Origin of the sequence: Pseudomonas sp. DCB_AW, assembly GCF_026240895.1 — a bacterium.
Lineage (GTDB): Bacteria > Pseudomonadota > Gammaproteobacteria > Pseudomonadales > Pseudomonadaceae > Aquipseudomonas > Aquipseudomonas kermanshahensis.
Map to the genome: position 1 here is coordinate 1 of NZ_JAPFCE010000044.1, position 20,164 is coordinate 20,164.

At 62.2% G+C, this 20,164-nt stretch carries 15 protein-coding genes and 1 pseudogene; 9 read left to right on the plus strand and 7 right to left on the minus strand.

The window, feature by feature from the left end:
• Positions 1-132: 132 nt before the first annotated feature.
• The 3 genes from zipA to OO306_RS20140 form a co-directional block, all read right to left on the minus strand.
• Complete coding sequence (gene zipA, locus OO306_RS20130; protein WP_027592945.1) at positions 133-1,014, minus strand: cell division protein ZipA; 882 nt, start codon at positions 1,012-1,014, stop codon at positions 133-135.
• Positions 1,015-1,218: 204 nt separating this feature from the next.
• On the minus strand, positions 1,219-4,707 hold the full coding sequence (smc, locus tag OO306_RS20135) for a chromosome segregation protein SMC (protein WP_265969731.1): 3,489 nt from the start codon (positions 4,705-4,707) through the stop codon (positions 1,219-1,221).
• A gap of 2 nt (positions 4,708-4,709) precedes the next feature.
• A complete protein-coding gene (locus OO306_RS20140) occupies positions 4,710-5,369 on the minus strand; it encodes a GntR family transcriptional regulator (RefSeq protein ID WP_027592947.1) in 660 nt (219 codons plus the stop codon).
• 267 nt (positions 5,370-5,636) lie between these two features.
• On the opposite strand from OO306_RS20140, the gene xdhA reads away from it, so the two are divergent.
• The 4 genes from xdhA (at position 5,637) to guaD (ending at position 11,764) form a co-directional block, all read left to right on the plus strand.
• Positions 5,637-7,091: a xanthine dehydrogenase small subunit gene (gene xdhA, locus OO306_RS20145; RefSeq protein ID WP_265969732.1), complete on the plus strand. Its 1,455-nt coding sequence runs from the start codon at positions 5,637-5,639 to the stop codon at positions 7,089-7,091.
• Complete coding sequence (gene xdhB / locus OO306_RS20150) at positions 7,084-9,483, plus strand: xanthine dehydrogenase molybdopterin binding subunit (RefSeq protein ID WP_099428686.1); 2,400 nt, start codon at positions 7,084-7,086, stop codon at positions 9,481-9,483. The genes xdhA and xdhB overlap by 8 nt, the downstream gene beginning before the upstream one ends.
• A 120-nt stretch (positions 9,484-9,603) precedes the next feature.
• Entirely contained in the window at positions 9,604-10,449 is an 846-nt protein-coding gene (xdhC, locus tag OO306_RS20155; RefSeq protein WP_085272530.1) for a xanthine dehydrogenase accessory protein XdhC, read from the plus strand.
• 10 nt (positions 10,450-10,459) lie between these two features.
• On the plus strand, positions 10,460-11,764 hold the full coding sequence (gene guaD, locus OO306_RS20160; RefSeq protein WP_027592951.1) for a guanine deaminase: 1,305 nt from the start codon (positions 10,460-10,462) through the stop codon (positions 11,762-11,764).
• Here guaD and aqpZ read toward each other — a convergent pair.
• Together aqpZ and OO306_RS20170 are read right to left on the minus strand one after the other, a co-directional pair.
• Positions 11,761-12,459: an aquaporin Z gene (gene aqpZ / locus OO306_RS20165; RefSeq protein ID WP_027592952.1), complete on the minus strand. Its 699-nt coding sequence runs from the start codon at positions 12,457-12,459 to the stop codon at positions 11,761-11,763. The genes guaD and aqpZ overlap by 4 nt on opposite strands.
• 236 nt (positions 12,460-12,695) lie before the next feature.
• Positions 12,696-13,451: a GntR family transcriptional regulator gene (locus tag OO306_RS20170; protein WP_027592953.1), complete on the minus strand. Its 756-nt coding sequence runs from the start codon at positions 13,449-13,451 to the stop codon at positions 12,696-12,698.
• Positions 13,452-13,762: 311 nt separating this feature from the next.
• Between OO306_RS20170 and OO306_RS20175 the strand changes: the two genes are divergently transcribed.
• Positions 13,763-15,082, plus strand: coding sequence for an NCS2 family permease (locus tag OO306_RS20175; protein WP_225876720.1), 1,320 nt, complete (start codon positions 13,763-13,765; stop codon positions 15,080-15,082).
• Between the two features lie 484 nt (positions 15,083-15,566).
• On the opposite strand, the pseudogene OO306_RS20180 reads toward OO306_RS20175, so the two are convergent.
• A pseudogene (locus tag OO306_RS20180) lies at positions 15,567-15,821 on the minus strand (RHS repeat-associated core domain-containing protein); the annotation flags it as partial.
• Positions 15,822-16,019: 198 nt separating this feature from the next.
• Complete coding sequence (uraH, locus tag OO306_RS20185; RefSeq protein WP_003259496.1) at positions 16,020-16,373, minus strand: hydroxyisourate hydrolase; 354 nt, start codon at positions 16,371-16,373, stop codon at positions 16,020-16,022.
• A 375-nt stretch (positions 16,374-16,748) separates the two neighbouring features.
• On the opposite strand from uraH, the gene puuE reads away from it, so the two are divergent.
• From puuE to OO306_RS20205, 4 genes are read left to right on the plus strand one after another with little or no spacing between them, the layout of a single operon-like run.
• A complete protein-coding gene (gene puuE, locus OO306_RS20190; protein ID WP_027592956.1) occupies positions 16,749-17,675 on the plus strand; it encodes an allantoinase PuuE in 927 nt (308 codons plus the stop codon).
• Complete coding sequence (gene uraD / locus OO306_RS20195; RefSeq protein WP_265969733.1) at positions 17,675-18,190, plus strand: 2-oxo-4-hydroxy-4-carboxy-5-ureidoimidazoline decarboxylase; 516 nt, start codon at positions 17,675-17,677, stop codon at positions 18,188-18,190. The genes puuE and uraD overlap by 1 nt, the downstream gene beginning before the upstream one ends.
• Before the next feature lie 49 nt (positions 18,191-18,239).
• The gene (locus OO306_RS20200; protein WP_027592958.1) at positions 18,240-18,743 is read left to right on the plus strand and encodes an ureidoglycolate lyase; all 504 of its coding nucleotides are present in this window, start codon (positions 18,240-18,242) and stop codon (positions 18,741-18,743) included.
• A gap of 43 nt (positions 18,744-18,786) precedes the next feature.
• Complete coding sequence (locus OO306_RS20205) at positions 18,787-20,103, plus strand: urate hydroxylase PuuD (protein ID WP_099428683.1); 1,317 nt, start codon at positions 18,787-18,789, stop codon at positions 20,101-20,103.
• Positions 20,104-20,164 lie beyond the last annotated feature (61 nt).

Sequence of the window (20,164 nt, forward strand, 5' to 3'; positions counted from 1 at the left end):
AGGTACGCCACTGGGTTCAAAAACAGTGGGGTACCTGTGGGAGCGGGTTTACCCGCGAAGGGGCCAGATCAGACAACCTAGGAGCCCGAACCGGCCAGCACGCCCCGCAGGCTGCTCTTTCGTCTGGATCTATCAGCGTTTCTGGGTCAGCGCGCGGCGCTCGAACTCGACGATGCGCTGGCGGTAGTGCTCGATGGTCTGGGCGGTCAGCACGCTGCGCTGGTCGTCCTTGAGTTCGCCATTGAGCTCATGGGCCAATTTGCGCGCCGCCGCGACCATCACGTCGAAGGCCTGCTTAGGGTGACGCGGGCCTGGCAGCCCCAGGAAGAAGCTCACCGCACGGGTGCTGAAGTGGTCGATGTCGTCCAGGTCGAAAATACCGGGCTTCACGGCGTTGGCCATGGAGAACAGCACTTCGCCGTGGCCGGCCATGCTCTCGTGGCGGTGGAAGATGTCCATCTCGCCAAAACGCAGGCCGCTCTCGAGAATGTTCTGCAGCAGTGCCGGGCCCTTGAAACCACCCTCGTCGCGGGAGATGACGCTGATCACCAGCACCTCTTCAGCGGGAGGCAGTTCCTTGACCGAGTTGTTGCTGGACGACGCACCGCTGTTGCGGTTGTTGTCGGCGGCAAAATCATCATCGGCATCGGCGAACAGATCAGGCTCGCGCGCCTCTGCGACCAGGTTCAGGTCACCTTGCGGCACTTCTGCGGCGCGCTTGCCACGCTTGCTGGCCTTGACTGGCTTGGGCTCGCGTTCGCGATCGCGCGACGACGCACTGAGCGAGGGCAGGTCGCTCTCGTCCAGTTCTGGCTCCTTGTGGTTATCCAATACCCGCGATGGGCCGAGCACTTCGGCGCCGCCCTCTTCGTCGGGGACATTGGAATAACTGCGGTCCAGACGGAATTTCAACTTGCCTTTCCCGCCGCGCATGCGGCGCCAGCCGTCGAAAAGAATACCGGCAATGACAATGATGCCGATGAGGATCAGCCACTCGCGCAGACCGATTTCCATGTAATCCCGTGCCTCTATAAAAATATGCTTGAAAACAAAGGGTTCAAAGCCCTTTAACACGTGGCGCCAACTCTATGTTCTGACAGGCGTTTTACCCACGCAAAAAACGAGTGACATTAAGCTAGCACGACCAAAGACAACTTTACACCGTCTGTCGCACATGGCGGGGCCATTTCGCTACAGAATGTGCCCTATCTTCGCGCATCAGGCGTCGACCATGGCCATCGCCTCCTCCACATCCACTGCAACGAGGCGTGAGCAGCCCGGCTCATGCATCGTCACCCCCATCAATTGATCCGCCATCTCCATGGCAATCTTGTTATGGGTGATGTAGATGAACTGCACGCTTTCACTCATTTCCTTCACCAGCCGGGCGTAACGCCCGACGTTGGCATCGTCCAGCGGCGCATCGACTTCGTCGAGCATGCAGAACGGTGCGGGGTTCAACTTGAAAATGGCGAACACCAGCGCCAGGGCGGTCAGTGCCTTCTCGCCACCGGACAGCAGATGGATGGTGCTGTTCTTCTTGCCCGGGGGTCGCGCCATGATCGTTACCCCTGTATCGAGTAGATCTTCGCCTGTCAGTTCCAGATAAGCGCTGCCACCACCGAAAACTTTTGGAAAAAGTGCCTGTAATCCGGCATTTATCTGATCAAAGGTATCTTTGAAGCGGTTGCGCGTTTCCTTGTCGATCTTGCGGATGACGTTTTCCAGCGTCTCCAGTGCTTCGACCAAGTCGGCGTTCTGGGCGTCCAGGTAGCGCTTGCGCTCGGACTGCTGCTCGTACTCTTCGATGGCCGCCAGGTTGATCGCGCCCAGGCGCTGGATACGCGCCTCGGTCTGCTCCAGCGCCTGTTCGGTGCTCTGTTCGGTGGCGTCCGCTTCAAGGGTGGCAAGCACGCCTTGCAGGTCGTAGCCGTCGGCCAGCAGTTGTTCCTGCAGGGTCTTGCGCCGCACATCCAGGCCCTGGCACTCCAGGCGTAGCTGCTCCAGCTGGCCACGCAGCAGTTGGGCTTGCTGCTCGGCTTGGGTGCGGCGTTTTTCCGCGTCGCGCAGGGCGCGGTCGGCTTCGTCCATGTGCAGGCGCGCCTGGCGCATTTCTTCGTCGACGCTCATGCGCCGCTCCAGCAGCTCTTCGAGCTTGAGGCGCAGCTCTTCGAGGGGCGCTGCGCCCTCCTCCAGGTTCAGGCTCAGTTGCTCCTGGCGCTCGGTCAGGCGTGCTGCCTGCTGTTCCAGGCGCTCCAGGGCCTGATGGGTGGAGTCGTGCTGGGCACGCAGCGAGCCTAGGCGCACGGCCAACTGGTGGGCGTGGTCCTTGTGCTGGCGGGCCTCCTGACGGATGCGGTCAAGGCCTTCGCGCAGGGTATCGCGGCGAGCCATCAACTGTTCGCGCTGCTCGGTGTCCTGGGCCATCAGGTCCAAGGCTTCTTGCAGCACCAACCGCGCCTCGCCCAGTTGCTCGTGCTCCAGGGCGCGCTGTTCTTGCAGCTCGGTCAGCTCTTCGTGCAGGCGGCGGCGACGCAATTCGACTTGCTCGGCACGGGCCCGGCTGGCCGACAGGCTGGCCTTGAGCTCGCCGTGCTGGCGGCTTTCTTCCTGGGTGCGGCGGCGCAGTTGCTCGCGCTGTTCTTCCAGGCCCAATTGCTGCTCGCGCACATCTTGAAGCTGTTGCTCAAGGTGCTCCAGGGCGGCTTCCTGCTCCAGCTGTTGCTGGCCCAGGCGCTCGATTTCCTGGCCACGGGCCAACACCCCACCTTCGGCCTCGCCGCCTCGGCTGACCCGCAAAAAATGCCGGCCAACCCAATAACCATCGCGGCTAACCAGGCTTTGCCCTTCAGCCAGAGTCGCACGCAGTGCCAGCGCTTGGGCCAGGTCATCGACCGGTTTGACCTGCCCCAGCCAGGGGGTCAGGTCGGTACGCCCTTCGACTTTGTCCAGCAGGCTGCCCGCCAGCCGCGCACCCTCGCCGCTTGCCAGCAGCAAGCGCAACTCGCCTTGCTCCAGGTCGGCAAAAGCGAGGTTGTTGAAATCATCAACCAGCACAGCCTGTAGATCGGCGCCAAGCACCGTCTCCACGGCCAGCTCCCAGCCCGGCTCGACCCGCAGCCCTTCCGCCAGGCGCGGGCGCTGTGCCAGGCCCTGCTCGCGCAACCAGTCTGCGGCACCTACGCCCGGCTCCAGTGCGGCCTGCTGCAAGGCCTCCAGCGATGCCAACCGCCCGCCCAGGCGCTGCAGGTCACCCTGCGCCTGTTGTTGCGCCTGGGTGGCCTGCTGCAATTGCTCGCGCGTGCCTTCGAGTTGCTCGACCACTTGCTCTTCGGACAGTTGCAACGTTTCGAGCAGCATCTCGCTGCTGGCCAACTGCTCGGACAGCTCGACCAGGGCCGCGTCCTGCGGCTCGGCACCTAACAGGTCGCGCTCTTCCCCCAGCTTGCGCTGGCGCTCCGACAAGCGTTCCAGGCTGGCTTCAAGCTGCTGCAGGCGGGACTGTTGCACTTCTGCCTGACGGCGGGGCTCGGCGGAGCGGGTGTTGAAGGTGTCCCATTGTTCTTGCCAGCCGTGCATGCCCAGCTCGGCTTCTTCGAGGGTGGCAGCGGCTTCTTCGGCGGCCGCCAGGGTCATTTCCTGTTCGGGCTCGAGCATGGCCAGCTCTTCGCCGAGGGTGGCCAGCAAGGTGCGGTCATGGCCCAGGTGGGACTCGGTCTCCAAGCGCGTGCGCTCAGCTTCCTTGAAGTCGTCCTGCAACTGGCGAAGGCGCTGCTGGCCGTGCTGGATGCTCTGCTCGACCCGGGCAATGTCGCCCGCTACTGAATAGAAGCGGCCCTGCACCTGGTTGAAGCGCTCGGACAATTCGTGGTGGCCATCGCGCAGGCGCTCGATACTCGCGTCGGCGTTGCGCTGCTCGGCCACCAAGGCCTCGTGGGACACGTCCTGATCACCGATCACCGCCTCGCGCTGGCGTACGCGTTCGTCCAAGTCGCGCCAGCGCAGGGCCGACAAGCGGGCTTTCAGCTGGCGTTCCTGGGCCTTGTACTCACGGTACTTTTCGGCTGCCTGGGCCTGACGGTGCAAGCGTTCGAGCTGGCGTTCGAGCTCGTCACGCAAGTCGGTGAGGCGCGCCAGGTTTTCCTGGGTGCGGCGGATGCGGTTCTCGGTCTCGCGGCGGCGCTCCTTGTACTTGGAGATACCCGCCGCTTCTTCGATGAAGTTGCGCAGCTCTTCGGGCTTGGCTTCGATCAGCTTGGAGATCATGCCCTGCTCGATGATCGAGTAGCTGCGCGGCCCAAGGCCGGTGCCAAGGAAAATATCGGTGATGTCCCGGCGACGGCATTTTGCGCCGTTGAGGTAATAGCTGTTCTGCGCGTCGCGGGTCACCTTGCGGCGGATGGAGATTTCAGCGTAAGCCGCGTACTCCCCGACCAAGGTGTTATCGCTGTTGTCGAACACCAGCTCGATACTGGCCTGGCTGACCGGTTTGCGGCTGGTAGAGCCGTTGAAGATGACGTCGGTCATCGACTCGCCACGCAGGTTCTTCGCCGAACTCTCGCCCATCACCCAGCGCACCGCGTCGATGATGTTGGATTTGCCGCAACCGTTGGGGCCTACCACGGCCGCCATGTTGCTGGGGAAGTTGACCGTGGTGGGGTCGACGAACGACTTGAACCCGGCCAGGCGAATGCACTTGAGGCGCATCGTCAGGCCCGGGCCAACGCCGCCAGCACCAGCTCACAGCTGCGCTGGCAATAGGCGGTGAGCACCTCGCGAATGCGCGGCAGGTCGCGGGCGACCACCGCCTCGAGCAGGCGCGCGAACAGCTCCAGGTAGTCGTCCGTGCTGGCCTGGCGTTGGTCCAGGGCCAGGTAGTAGGCGCGGCTCATGGCCGGCTGCAGGTTTTCGACGGTTTCCTGCAGGTACGGGTTGTCGGCGAACGGATAGGCAGCACGCATGACGGCGAAGCTTTCAGCGACGAAGGCCTTGATGTCTTGCTGATCGCGGGCATGCTGCAAGCGCTGCTGGATCTCCAGAAACGGGCGCAAGTCGGCCTCCAGGCGCCATTTTTGTGCAACGGCGTTGCCCAGCAGGATGTAGAACTCACCCATCAAGTTGCACAGGCTGCGCACACTGCGCTCGTCCAACTTGGTCACATGCGCACCGCGACGCGGCAAGATCGCTACCAGATGCCGACGCTCGAGGATCAACAGCGCTTCACGCACCGAGCCGCGGCTGACATTAAGCGCCTGGGTAACCTTCTGCTCCTGAATGCGCTCGCCCGGCGCCAGCTCGCCGCGAATAATGCGTTCGGCCAGGTAATCGGCAATCTGCTCGGAGAGGCTGTCCGGGGCCTTGAACGTCATGGTTTTCCTTCAAAATCATTGAACTGGGCACAAGGGGCGGATTGTAGCGTACTTGACCCGCACTCGCGCAGAGGGGCCTTGCGCTTTATTTGGCCTGCCAGGCAGCTGCCTGCACGGCGCGATCTATGCTTGTGATATGGGCAATGTGTTCGGCCGGGTGTAGACATACGCATTTTCCTGACCTTTGAGTCAGAAAAATATTGACCAGTTCGTCAGGTCTGCTTATTGTCCGCCCAACAACAATAAAACCATTGCGAGGCCATCCCCGTGATCCAGTTTCTCGTCAACCAGGAGCTGCGTAATGAGCACGCCCTGGACCCGAACATGACGGTGCTGCAATACCTGCGCGAGCACCTGGGCAAACCCGGCACCAAGGAAGGCTGCGCCAGCGGTGACTGCGGTGCGTGTACCGTGGTGGTCGGTGAATTGACCCAGGACGACCAAGGCCAGGATACCCTGCGCTACCGTAGCCTCAACTCATGCCTGACGTTCGTTTCGTCACTGCACGGCAAGCAGTTGATCAGCGTCGAAGGCCTCAAGCACCAGGGTGAACTGCACAGCGTGCAAAAAGCCATGGCCGACTGCCATGGCTCGCAATGCGGCTTCTGCACCCCAGGCTTTGTCATGTCGCTGTTCGCCCTGCAGAAAAACAGCCAAGGCGCCGACGTGCATCAGGCCCAGGAAGCCTTGGCCGGCAACCTGTGCCGCTGCACCGGCTACCGGCCGATCCTCGATGCCGCCGAGCAGAGCTGCCGCCAGCCTTGCCGCGATCAGTTCGACGCCCAGCAAGCCCAAACCATCAGCCGCCTCAAGGCCATTGCGCCAACCCAGACCGGCGAGCTCAACAGCGGCGACAAACGTTGCCTGGTGCCGCTGACCGTGGCCGACCTGGCCGACCTGTACAGCTCGCACCCCGAAGCACGTCTGCTGGCCGGTGGTACCGACCTGGCGCTGGAAGTGACCCAGTTCCACAAGACCCTGCCGGTGATGATCTATGTCGGCCATGTGGCCGAGCTCAAGCGCATCGACAAAACCGCCAGCCACCTGGAAATCGGCGCAGCCACCCCGCTCACTGACTGCTATGAGGCGCTCAACGCCGAGTACCCTGATTTCGGCGACCTGCTGCACCGCTTCGCCTCGCTGCAGATCCGCAACCAGGGCACCCTGGGCGGCAATATCGGCAACGCGTCGCCGATTGGTGACTCGCCGCCCCTGCTGATCGCCCTGGATGCCCAGGTGGTGCTGCGCCAAGGCGAACGCCAGCGCACCCTGGCGCTGGAGGACTACTTCATCGACTACCGCATCACCGCGCGCCAGGACAGCGAGTTCATCGAGAAGATCATCGTGCCGCGCGCCAGTGTGGATTGGGCCTTCCGCGCCTATAAAGTGTCCAAGCGCCTGGATGACGACATCTCTGCCGTGTGCGCAGCGTTCAACCTGAGCATCGAGAACGGCGTGGTCAGCGGTGTGCGTATCGCCTTCGGTGGCATGGCCGCGATCCCCAAACGCGCCCGCGCCTGCGAAGCAGCCCTGCGCGGCAAGCCATGGAACCAGGCCAGCATCGAGCGCGCCTGCCAGGCCCTGACCGAAGACTTCACCCCGCTCAGCGACTTCCGCGCCAGCAAGGAATACCGCCTGCTGACCGCGCAGAACCTGCTGCGCAAGTACTTCATCGAACAGCAAACGCCGCACATCGAAACCCGGGTGACCGCTTATGTCTAACCATCACGTAGCCAAGAGCCAGGCCGAGATGGCCGAACTGTTCAGCCAGGACCTGACCACCGGGGTCGGCCGCAGCGTCAAGCACGACAGCGCCGACAAGCACGTGGCCGGCGAGGCGGTGTACATCGATGACCGCCTCGAATTCCCTAACCAGTTGCACGTCTATGCGCGCACTGCCGACCGTGCCCATGCGCGCATCCTGCGCATCGACACCACGCCGTGCTATGCCTTCGAAGGCGTGCGCATCGCCATCACCCACGAAGACATCCCGGGGCTCAAGGACATCGGCCCAGTCGTAGCCGGTGACCCGCTGCTGGCCATCGACAAGGTCGAGTTCTTTGGTCAACCGGTGCTCGCCGTGGCCGCCCGTGACCTGGAAACCGCCCGCCGCGCCGCCATGGCGGCCATCGTCGAGTACGAAGACCTGGAGCCGGTACTGGATGTGGTCGAAGCGTTGCGCAAGAAGCACTTCGTGCTCGACAGCCACACCCACCAACGCGGCGACTCGGCCGCGGCCTTGGCCAGTGCTCCGCATCGCCTGCAAGGTACCTTGCACATCGGTGGCCAAGAGCACTTCTACCTGGAGACGCAGATTTCTTCGGTGATGCCCACCGAGGACGGCGGCATGATCGTCTACTGCTCCACGCAAAACCCCACCGAGGTGCAGAAGCTGGTGGCCGAAGTGCTGGACGTGCCGATGAACAAGGTCGTCCTCGACATGCGCCGCATGGGTGGTGGTTTCGGCGGCAAGGAAACCCAGGCCGCCAGCCCGGCCTGCCTGTGCGCGGTCATTGCGCGCCTGACCGGCCAGCCGACCAAGATGCGCCTGCCGCGCGTCGAAGACATGACCATGACCGGCAAGCGTCACCCGTTTTATGTCGAGTACGACGTCGGCTTCGATGACAACGGCCGCCTGCACGGCATCAACTTCGACCTGGCCGGCAACTGCGGCTACTCGCCCGACCTGTCCGGCTCGATCGTCGACCGCGCCATGTTCCACTCCGACAACGCCTATTACCTGGGCGATGCTACCGTGCATGGCCACCGCTGCAAGACCAACACCGCCTCCAACACCGCCTACCGCGGCTTCGGCGGCCCACAGGGCATGGTCGCCATCGAACAGGTGATGGACCACATCGCCCGCCACCTGGGCCGTGACCCGCTGGCCGTGCGCAAAGCCAACTATTACGGCAAGACCGAGCGCAACGTCACCCACTACTACCAGACCGTCGAGCACAACATGCTCGACGAGATGACCGCCGACCTGGAAGCCAGCAGCGATTACGCCGAACGCCGTGAGTCGATCCGCCGGTTCAATGCCAACAGCCCGATCCTCAAGAAGGGCCTGGCACTGACCCCGGTCAAGTTCGGCATTTCGTTCACCGCCACCTTCCTCAACCAGGCGGGGGCGCTGATCCACATCTACACCGACGGCAGCATCCACCTGAACCACGGCGGCACCGAGATGGGCCAGGGCCTGAATACCAAAGTCGCCCAGGTGGTCGCGCAGATCTTCCAGGTCGATTTCGACCGTATCCAGATCACCGCCACCAACACTGACAAGGTGCCAAACACCTCGCCTACCGCGGCCTCCAGCGGCGCCGACCTGAACGGCAAGGCAGCGCAAAACGCCGCCGAGATCCTCAAGAAGCGCCTGACCGAATTCGCCGCGCGGCACTATCAGGTGACCGAGGAGGACGTCGAGTTCCGCAATGGCCATGTGCGCGTGCGCGACCAGATCGTCAGCTTCGAGCAACTGGTGCAGCAGGCGTACTTCGCCCAGGTGTCGCTGTCGAGCACCGGCTTCTACCGCACGCCGAAAATCTTCTACGACCGCAGCCAGGCCCGCGGCCGGCCGTTCTACTACTTCGCCTTTGGCGCGGCCTGCGTGGAAGTGATCGTCGACACCCTGACCGGCGAGTACAAGATGCTGCGCGCCGACATCCTGCATGACGTGGGCGACTCGCTGAACCCGGCCATCGACATCGGCCAGGTCGAAGGCGGCTTCATCCAGGGCATGGGGTGGCTGACCACCGAGGAACTGGTGTGGAATGCCAAGGGCAAACTGATGACCAACGGCCCGGCCAGCTACAAGATCCCGGCAGTAGCCGACATGCCGCTGGACATGCGCGTGAAGCTGGTGGAAAACCGCAAGAACCCGGAGGACACGGTGTTCCATTCCAAGGCCGTGGGCGAGCCGCCGTTCATGCTCGGCATCGCCGCCTGGTGTGCGATCAAGGACGCCGTGGCGAGCTTGGCCGACTACCGCGTGCAGCCGAACATCGACGCACCGGCGACCCCGGAGCGCGTGTTGTGGGGCTGTGAGCAGATGCGCAAGGAAGTGGCTCAGCAACAATCTGCCGAACAAGAACTGGAAACCGTGACTCACTGACATCGCGTAACCCTGTGGGAGCGGGCTTGCCCCGCGAATACGAGGGTGTGGCCACTGCCGCATTCGCGGGGCAAGCCCGCTCCCACAAGGACAATGTCAGCCTTCAAGAGAGGTTGAATCATGCACCAATGGATCAACGCCCTCGCCGACCACCAGTCCCGTGGCGAACCCTGCGTACTGGTCACCATCATCGAGGAACGCGGCTCTACCCCGCGCAACGCCGGCTCGAAAATGGTCGTCAGTGCCACCGCGCTGTTCGACACCATCGGCGGCGGCCACCTGGAATACAAGGCCCTGCACATCGCCCGGCAGATGCTCGAAGCACAACGCACCACCCCGCACCTGGAGCGCTTCAGCCTCGGTGCCAGCCTCGGCCAGTGCTGCGGCGGCGTCACCGTGCTGCTGTTCGAACCGATGGCCGCAGTGCAGGCGCAGATCGCGGTGTTCGGTGCGGGCCATGTCGGCCGCGCTCTGGTACCCTTGCTCGCCGCGCTGCCCTGCCGGGTGCGCTGGATCGATTCGCGCGAACAGGAATTCCCCGAGCTCATCCCCCCTGGGGTGACCAAGGTGGTCAACGAGGAGCCGGTCGATGAAGTGGCCGAGCTGCCAGCCGGTTGCTATTGCATCGTCATGACCCATAACCACCAGCTCGACCTGGAACTGACCGCCGCCATTCTCAAGCGCAACGATTTCACCTGGTTCGGCCTGATCGGCTCGAAGACCAAACGGGCCAAGTTCGAGCACCGCCTGCGCGAGCGCGGCTACGACGCTGCCGTCATGGCCCGCATGCGCTGCCCGATGGGCATTGCCGAGGTCAAGGGCAAGCTGCCGATCGAGATCGCCGTGTCCATCGCCGCGGAAATCATTGCCACCTACAACGCCTGCTTCGGCCAGCATGACGCTGCCGCCAACGCCGGCCCCATTGCCCAGTTGCTGCCGCCCTCCCGGCGCAGCCAAGCCATTTGACGAGCGCTTTATGACCGCAACCCGCAAAGCCTACCGTGCCGCCATCCTGCACAGCATCGCCGACCCGGCCGAGGTCGGCCTGGAGGCCTCCCATGAATACTACGAAGACGGCCTGCTGGTGGTCGACGATGGCCGCATCAGCGCCATCGGCCACGCCAGCGAGCTGCTGCCGACCCTGGATGCCGGTATCGACGTGGTGCATTACCAGGATGCCCTGATCACCCCGGGCTTCATCGATACCCATATTCACTTCCCACAGACCGGCATGATCGGCTCCTACGGCGAACAGCTGCTGGACTGGCTCAACACCTACACCTTCCCGTGCGAGAAACAGTTCGCCGACAAGGGCCACGCCGACCAGGTCGCGAAAATCTTCCTCAAGGAACTGCTGCGCAACGGCACCACCACGGCCCTGGTATTCGGCAGCGTGCACCCGGAGTCAGTCAACGCCCTGTTCGAAGAAGCCGAACGCCTCGACCTGCGGATGATCGCCGGCAAGGTGATGATGGACCGCAATGCCCCTGACTACCTGACCGACACGGCCGAGTCTGGTTACACCGAAAGCAAGGCACTGATCGAGCGCTGGCACGGCAAGGGCCGCCTGCACTATGCGGTCACCCCGCGCTTCGCACCGACCAGCACCCCAGCGCAACTGACCCTGGCCGGCCAACTGCTCAAGGAGCACCCGGGCGTGTACCTGCACACGCACCTGTCGGAGAACCTCAAGGAAATCGACTGGGTCAAGTCGCTGTTCCCCGAGCAGAAAGGCTACCTGGACGTCTATGACCACTTCGAGCTGCTGGGCGAGCGCTCGGTGTTCGCCCACGGCGTGCACCTGTGCGACGACGAGTGCCAACGCCTGGCCGAAACCGGCTCGGCCGTGGCCTTCTGCCCGACCTCCAACCTGTTCCTGGGCAGCGGTTTGTTCAACCTGCCGCAGGCCGAGCGCTTCAAGGTCAACGTTGGCCTGGGCACCGACGTGGGCGCCGGCACCAGCTTCTCGCTGCTCAACACGCTGAACGAGGCGTACAAGGTCATGCAACTGCAGGGCGCACGCCTGCACCCGTACAAGTCGCTGTACCTGGCCACCCTCGGCGGCGCCCGCGCACTGCGCTTGGACGACCGCATTGGTAGCCTGCGCGCCGGCAACGATGCCGACTTCGTGGTGCTCGACTACAAGGCCACGCCGCTGTTGGACTACCGTATTCAGCAGTCCAACAGCATCGAAGAGACCTTGTTCGTGCTCACCACCCTGGGCGATGACCGCACCGTGCGCGAAACCTACGCCGCTGGGCGTTGCGTGCACCAGCGCTAAGGCTCTTTCGCCAGCCCCCGGTACAACGCGCCGCCGATCGCTGCCCCGATCAGCGGCGCCAGCCAGAACAGCCACAGCTGCTGCAGGGCCCAACCACCGACGAACAGTGCCGGCCCCGTGCTACGCGCGGGGTTGACCGAGGTATTGGTCACCGGGATCGAGATCAGGTGGATCAGGGTCAGGGCCAGGCCGATGGCAATCGGCGCAAAGCCTGCCGGGGCGCGGGCATCGGTGGCCCCCATGATCACCACCAGGAACATCGCCGTCATCACCACCTCACTGACAAACCCCGCCCCCAGCGAATAGCCGCCGGGCGAATGATCCGCGTAGCCGTTCGACGCCAACCCCGACGACAGCTCGAAACCGGCCTTGCCGCTGGCGATGAAATAGATCACCGCTGCCGCAAGGATGGCGCCGATCACCTGGGCGATGACGTAGGGCAGCAGTTCTTTGGCGGGGAAGCGCCCGCCCACCACCAGCCCGAACGACACGGCGGGGTTGAGATGACAGCCAGAGATGTGACCGATGGCGAACGCCATGGTCAGGACAGTGAGGCCAAACGCGAAGGCGACACCGAGAACGCCGATGCCAAGCGGGGAACTGGCTGCGATTACCGCACTGCCGCAGCCACCGAGGACCAGCCAGAAGGTGCCGATCAGTTCGGCCCCCATGCGTGTACCGAGGGACATGCTCATGAACCCTTTCCTCAAGAAGTTGAACGCAACGAATGCGCAAGCCCAACTGCTTGATGAAGGTTTGCTCACAAGAATTTAGCAGACGTTTGGTTTATGGCCAGTAACGACCAGGGGCCGCGTTGCGCCCCATTCGCAGCACAAGGCTGCTCCTACAAAGGATTGCGTAACCCCTGTAGGAGCAGCCTTGTGCTGCGAATGGGGCGCGAAGCGGCCCCCTAGTTCATACAAGCAAACGATCAACCCTTGGCAGCAACCTTGGGCTTTTTCAACAGGTGCGAAAACACCGCATGCAGATCGTCCGAGGCACTTTCTTCGTCCAGGTTCAGCTTGCTGTCGATGTGGTCCATGTGATGCATCATCAGGCTTACCGCCTGCTCGGCGTCACGCGCCTCGATGGCATCGATCAGCTGCATGTGCTCGTCGTACGAGCAATGCGAGCGGTTGCCGCTTTCGTACTGGGCAATGATCAGCGAGGTCTGCGACACCAGGCTGCGCTGGAAACTGACCAGCGGCGCATTACCCGCCGCCTCGGCCAGCTTCAGGTGGAATTCGCCCGACAGGCGGATGCCCGCGCCGCGATCACCACGGGAGAAGCTGTCGCGTTCCTCACGCACCATCTGACGCAGCTCGTTGAGCTGCTCAAGGGTAGCGTGCTGCACCGCCAGTTCGGTGATGGCGCGTTCAACCATGCGCCGAGAGAAGAACACTTGGCGTGCCTCTTCCACCGTCGGGCTGGCCACCACCGCACCGCGGTTGGGCCGCAGCAGCACCACGCTTTCGTGGGCCAGGCGCGACAGAGCGCGACGGATGATGGTGCGGCTGACGCCAAAGATCTCGCCCAGCGCTTCCTCGCTCAACTTGGTGCCCGGCGCCAGACGCTGTTCGAGGATCGCCTCGAAAATATGCGCGTAGACGATGTCGTCCTGGGTACCGCTGCGGCCGGCCTTGCCAGCGCGCACAGGTTTTTTCAGAGGTTGCAGCTGTTCGTTCATGGGCTCTCGAGGCACGAAGGAAAGTATGGCGCCATTGTACACAGGCTGAGCCGTTTCTGCAGGTGGCCTTTTACCTATATAGCCGTTGTACGACGCATTGCGCACACAAAAGATAAAACATTATTTGCTTTCTTTGTACACAAAAGCATAATCCACCGTGCAACTTCCTGACCCATAAGTCAACAAAACGGTCAGGTGTCTGCCTTCCCTCGCGGAGCCGCCAAGTGCAAGCGCAGGACAATGGCTCCAAAACAACAAGAAAGACTTGAGGAGTACCCGCTGTGGAAAGCCGCAAATCCGAAGCCCCTACGCTGGATCTCGCCCCACCGCTCGAAACGAGCTGGCTGGAGCGGATTTTCAAACTCAAGCAACATGGCAGCACTGTCAAAACCGAAATGATCGCCGGGGTGACCACCTTCATCACCATGGCGTACATCATCTTCGTCAACCCCAACATCATGGCTGACGCCGGCATCGACCACGGCGCGGCGTTCGTCGCCACCTGCATCGCCGCCGCGCTGGGCTGCCTGCTGATGGGCCTGTACGCCAACTGGCCGGTGGGCCTGGCGCCTGGCATGGGCCTGAATGCGTTTTTCACCTACACCGTGGTCGGCACCATGGGCTACAACTGGGAAACGGCACTGGGCGCGGTGTTCGTCTCGGGTGTGCTGTTCATGTTCCTGACCTTGTCAAAAGTGCGCGAGTGGCTGCTCAACAGCATCCCGCTGAGCCTGCGCCATGCAATGGGGGCCGGCGTCGGATTGTTTCTCGGGCTGATCGGCCTCAAGACTGCAGGCATCATCGTCGACAGCCCGGCCACGCTGATCAAACTGGGCTCGCTGCATGAACCCGGCCCACTGCTGGCGGCGCTGTGCTTCCTGTCGATTGCCATCCTCAGCTACAAGCGGGTGTTCGGCGCGATCCTGATCAGCATCATCGGCGTCACCCTGGCCGGCTGGGGCCTGGGCTTGGTGAAATTTGGCGGGGTGATGTCGATGCCGCCAAGCCTGGCACCGACCTGGATGGCGATGGACGTGGCCGGCGTGTTCAACGTCAGCATGATCAGCGTGGTGCTGGCGTTCCTGTTCGTGCACATGTTCGACACCGCCGGCACCCTGATGGGCGTGGCGCAACGTGCCAACCTGGTGGCGGCGGATGGCCGCATCGAAAACCTGTCGCGGGCGTTGAAGGCCGACAGTGCATCGAGCGTGTTCGGTGCCGTGGTCGGCGTACCGCCAGTGACCAGCTATGTGGAAAGTGCTGCGGGGGTTGCGGCGGGTGGCCGTACGGGCCTGACTGCCGTGGTGGTTGGCCTGCTGTTCGTCGCCGCGATGTTCTTCGCGCCGCTGGCGGGGATGATTCCTGCCTATGCCACTGCCGGTGCGCTGATCTATGTAGCGATGCTGATGATGGGCAGCATGGCCCACATCCACTGGGACGAAGCCACCGACAGCATTCCCGCGATCGTCACGGTGATCATGATGCCGCTGACCTTCTCGGTCGCGGACGGTATTGCCCTGGGGTTCATCACCTATGTGGCGCTGAAGGCGGGGACTGGCAAGTACAAGGAAATCTCGGCCAGCCTGTGGGTGCTGTGTGCGATTTTCATTGCCAAGTTTGTGTTCCTCTGACTCTCACTGCACCAGCCATGGGCGCCTCGGCGCCCATTCCATTTTATGCGGCGGGCGCTGGTTTCTTCTTCAGCTCATAGGGCGCCTCACGAAGCTCCACTACCTTTCCGTCCAGCGGAGACAACTCACGCACCTGAAGATGAGGGAATACCGTTGGCTTGAACACTATTCGACCTGCTATGTCCTTTCCATATCCAGTAGTTGGAACCAAGCTAATACCATCTTCCAAAAACACCCCCAAGACCACACCAGGTCCATCGGCCTTTTCAGCGTATGCCTTGGCTTGGTGAATGTCATCCGTGCCATAGAGCCCCTCACCTTGAAGCCGCCTGTTGGGCAATGAATGTCCTCGCGAAACACCCCGCTTGAACGACGCTATATTTGAAATCTTCGTACCATGGTACGCCACCAAGCGAGTAAATTTCTTTGTAATAAAAGGTTCTGCTGCGGCCAGCACTACCTCAGCGTTGGTCACGCCTTTATTAAGAAACTTATCCCATAGCCCATGACCACTTGGATCACGAAAATTCACTGGGTCTCCCTGACAGTAGGCATATGCGTTTAGACCACCTAGCGCGAACGGGCTCAAGCTATCCGGGCCATTGAAACGCATTAATACTGAATTGTACGCCCTGTAACCATTGCCCAAATGATAATGACCAGTGACCAAATCCGGTCGCTCACCATTGAAGCCGAGCCCCCCCTGATGAGACAGATGGTAGCCATAGGGCGAATACGCATTCTGAACGCTCATCAAACGACCCCCTCTGACGCGATTGGGGCACCGATTGTCTCAAACCCGACCTAAAGGGACGACTGGCAAAAATGTCAGTCGCGCAGTGCAATCCACCTGTAGATACAAAAACAACCAGACGAAAAAAAGCCCGCCAGTGTGAGAGCGGGCCAAAGGACCTACGAAGATTCTTCTAGCGACCAACTAGCTTCCGCGATAGGTCGAATAGCTGTACGGCGAGATCAGCAGCGGCACGTGGTAATGCTCCTGCTGCTCGTCGATGCCAAAGCGCAGCACGACAACATCCAAAAACGCCTGGGCCGGCAGTTGCACACCGCGAGCGCGGTAGTAATCGCCAGCGCTGAACTGCAACTGGTAAACGCCCGTGCGGTAATCGTCACCCTGCAGCAACGGCGCATCAACACGGCCATCGCTGTTGGTCAGGGCGGTGTTCACCAGCTCCAGCTGTTGGCCTTCGACACGGTACAACTCGACCTTGATCGAGCTGCCCGGGCAGCCATGCGCGGCATCCAGTACGTGTGTGGTCAAACGTCCCATTGCTTGTCGCCTCTTGTTCAATCTGTGGGCAAAAAATACACGGCCATCATCACGCCAACCGGCCTGCGATGTGCGGGAATGACGTTATTAAGACATTCCATCGCCAAATTGTACACAATTTTTTGAACCCGTCTGTCGCGGCCCTAGCAAACCCGCCAACAGTCGCAAATACAGGCACCGTGCCGAGGCCAACGTCATTAGCTGACCAATCAGGCAGGTTTATTGCAAGGGATTCTCAGGCGACAAAAGGGAAGAAATGCGGAAAAACAGGCTTACAAAAGATTTCAGAAGTTGTATACAATCAGCCCATCCGGTGGTGCGACATACCGACGCGGCCCGCCCACCCCGCACTAACACACAAGAAGGAAGACTGCAGTGAGCGCTGACTATCCTCGCGACCTGATCGGTTACGGCAACAACCCACCTCACCCGCAATGGCCGGGCAACGCCCGCATTGCCCTGTCTTTCGTCCTCAATTACGAAGAAGGTGGCGAGCGCAACATCCTGCACGGTGACAAAGAGTCCGAAGCCTTCCTGTCCGAGATGGTCGCCGCCCAGCCGTTGCAGGGCCAACGCAACATGAGCATGGAGTCGCTGTACGAGTATGGCAGCCGTGCCGGCGTGTGGCGCCTGCTCAAGCTGTTCAAGGACAGCGGCGTACCGCTGACCGTGTTCGCCGTGGCCATGGCCGCCCAGCGCCACCCGGATGTGATCCGCGCCATGGTCGAAGCCGGCCACGAGATCTGCAGCCACGGCTACCGCTGGATCGATTACCAGAACATGGACGAGGCCCAAGAGCGCGAGCACATGCTCGAAGCCATCCGCATCCTCACCGAACTGACCGGCGAGCGCCCTGTGGGCTGGTACACCGGCCGCACCGGCCCGAATACCCGCCGCCTGGTGATGGAGGAAGGTGGCTTCCTCTATGACAGCGACACCTACGACGACGACCTGCCCTACTGGGAGCCGAACAACCCCACCGGCAAGCCGCACCTGGTGATCCCCTACACCCTGGACACCAACGACATGCGCTTCACCCAGGTACAAGGCTTCAACTGCGGCGAGCAGTTCTTCCAGTACCTCAAGGACGCCTTCGATGTGCTGTACGCCGAAGGCGCCGAAGCGCCGAAGATGCTCTCCATCGGCCTGCACTGCCGGCTGGTCGGCCGCCCGGCGCGCCTGGCCGCGCTCAAGCGCTTCGTCGACTACGCCAAGAGCCATGACCAGGTCTGGTTCGCCCGTCGCGCGGACATCGCCCGCCACTGGCACACCACCCACCCGTACAAGAAAGAGAACGCCTGATGACCGCTTTCAAGACCTTCACGCCATCGACCCTGGGCCGCGACGCCTTCGTCGCCGCCTTCGCCGACATCTACGAGCACTCGCCGTGGGTCGCTGAAAAAGCCTATGGCCTGGGCAACCTGAGCGAGCTGGACGAGATCGAAGTGCTGCACCAGCGCATGAGCGACATCCTGCTCAGCGCCAACCACGCCGACCAGCTGGCGCTGATCAACGCTCACCCGGACCTGGCCGGCAAAGCCGCCATCCAGGGCGAGTTGACCGAATCGAGCACCAACGAGCAGGCCGGCGCCGGTATCCACCAGTGCAACGCCGAAGAGTTCGCCCGTTTCACCGAGCTCAACGACGCCTACAAGGCCAAGTTCCAGTTCCCCTTCATCATGGCCGTGAAGGGTAGCAATCGGCACCAGATCCTCGCCGCTTTCGAGAAACGCATCCACAACGACGCGGATGCCGAATTCAAGGAAGCCCTGGCGCAGATCAACCTGATCGCCCTGTTCCGTCTGCTGCAGCTGTAAGCAACAGCCGAACCTCATTCAGAAAACGAACAATAGAAGAGATAACCGCATGCGCACCCTGATGATCGAGCCCCTGACCAAAGAAGCCTTCGCCCCCTTCGGTGACGTGATCGAAACCGATGGCAGCGACCACTTCATGATCAACAACGGCTCGACCATGCGCTTTCACAAGCTCGCCACGGTCGAAACCGCCGAGCCTGAAGACAAAGCGATCATCAGCATCTTCCGCGCCGACGCGCTGGACATGCCGCTGACCGTACGCATGCTGGAACGCCATCCGCTGGGCAGCCAGGCTTTCATCCCGCTGCTCGGCAACCCCTTTCTGATCGTGGTCGCGCCCGTTGGCGATGCACCTGTATCAGGCTTGGTCCGCGCCTTCCGCAGTAACGGCAGGCAGGGCATCAATTACCATCGCGGCGTTTGGCACCACCCGGTGCTTACGATCGAAAAGCGGGATGATTTCCTGGTGGTTGATCGCAGTGGTTCTGGCAACAACTGCGATGAGCATTACTTCACCGAGGAACAGATGCTGATCCTCAATCCCCACCAATAAGAAAAGGTCGATCATCGTAAGGTGATCGGCAGAGGTACATACTGTGGAAGCACACCTTCACGAATGGCTGAACCTGAGCATTCGCTGGGTTCACATGATCACCGGTGTCGCCTGGATCGGTGCATCGTTCTACTTCGTCTGGCTGGAAAACAACCTGAACCGGAGCAATCCGCGTGACGGGCTGTCGGGTGACCTTTGGGCCATCCACGGCGGTGGTATCTACCACCTTGAAAAGTACAAGCTGGCACCCCCGAAAATGCCCGAGAACCTGCACTGGTTCAAATGGGAAGCCTACTTCACCTGGATGTCCGGTATCGCCCTGCTGTGCGTGGTGTTCTACTGGAACCCGACCCTGTACCTGCTGGCCCCTGGCAGCACCCTGAGCGGTGCCGAGGGCGTGGCCATTGGTATCGGTTCGCTGGTGGCCGGCTGGTTCATCTACGACCTGCTTTGCGACTCGCCGCTGGGCAAGCGCCCGGCATTGCTGGGTGGCGTGCTGTTCGTGCTGATCATCGCTGCGTGCTGGGGCTTCAGCCTGGTATTCAGCGGCCGTGGCGCATACCTGCACACCGGCGCGATCATCGGCACCATCATGGTCGGCAACGTGTTCCGCATCATCATGCCTGCCCAGCGCCAGCTGGTGGCAGCGATCGAGAACAACACCACGCCTGACCCACGCCTGCCGGCCAAAGGCCTGCTGCGTTCGCGTCACAACAACTACTTCACCCTGCCGGTGCTGTTCATCATGATCAGCAACCACTTCCCGAGCACCTACGGTAGCCAGTACAACTGGCTGATCCTGGCCGGCATTGCAGTGGCGGCGGTATTGATCCGTCACTACTTCAACACCCGCCATGACAGCAGCAAGTACGCCTGGACTCTGCCCGTCGGCGCTCTGGCGATGATCTGCCTGGCCTACGTCACCGGCCCCAAGCCGATGGCCGTCAGCCCTGAGCAAGCAGCCGCGAAGATCGAGTACCAGCCGCTGCCCGCCACCGCCGTCGGCGGCAAGACGGCTGCCGAGCTGCGCGCCGAGGAGGCCAGCAAGCCCGCCGAAGCCCCTGCGGCACCAGCGCAAGCCACTGCCCAGGCAAGCGGCGACAGCTTCGACAAGATCCACAATGTCATCCAGGAACGCTGCACCGTGTGCCACTCGTCCAAGCCGACCAGCCCACTGTTCAGCGCCGCCCCTGCCGGCGTGATGTTCGACACCCCGCAGCAGATCCAGGCCCAAGCCGCGCGCATCCAGGCGCAAGCGGTCGCCAGCCAGATCATGCCGCTGGGCAACATCACCCAGATGACCACCGAAGAGCGCAAGCTCGTCGGTGACTGGATCGCCAAAGGCGCCCCGGTCAACTGACCCATCGGGCACACACCGCTCCCGGTGGGAGCGGGTTTACCCGCGAAGAGGCCGGCCTGTC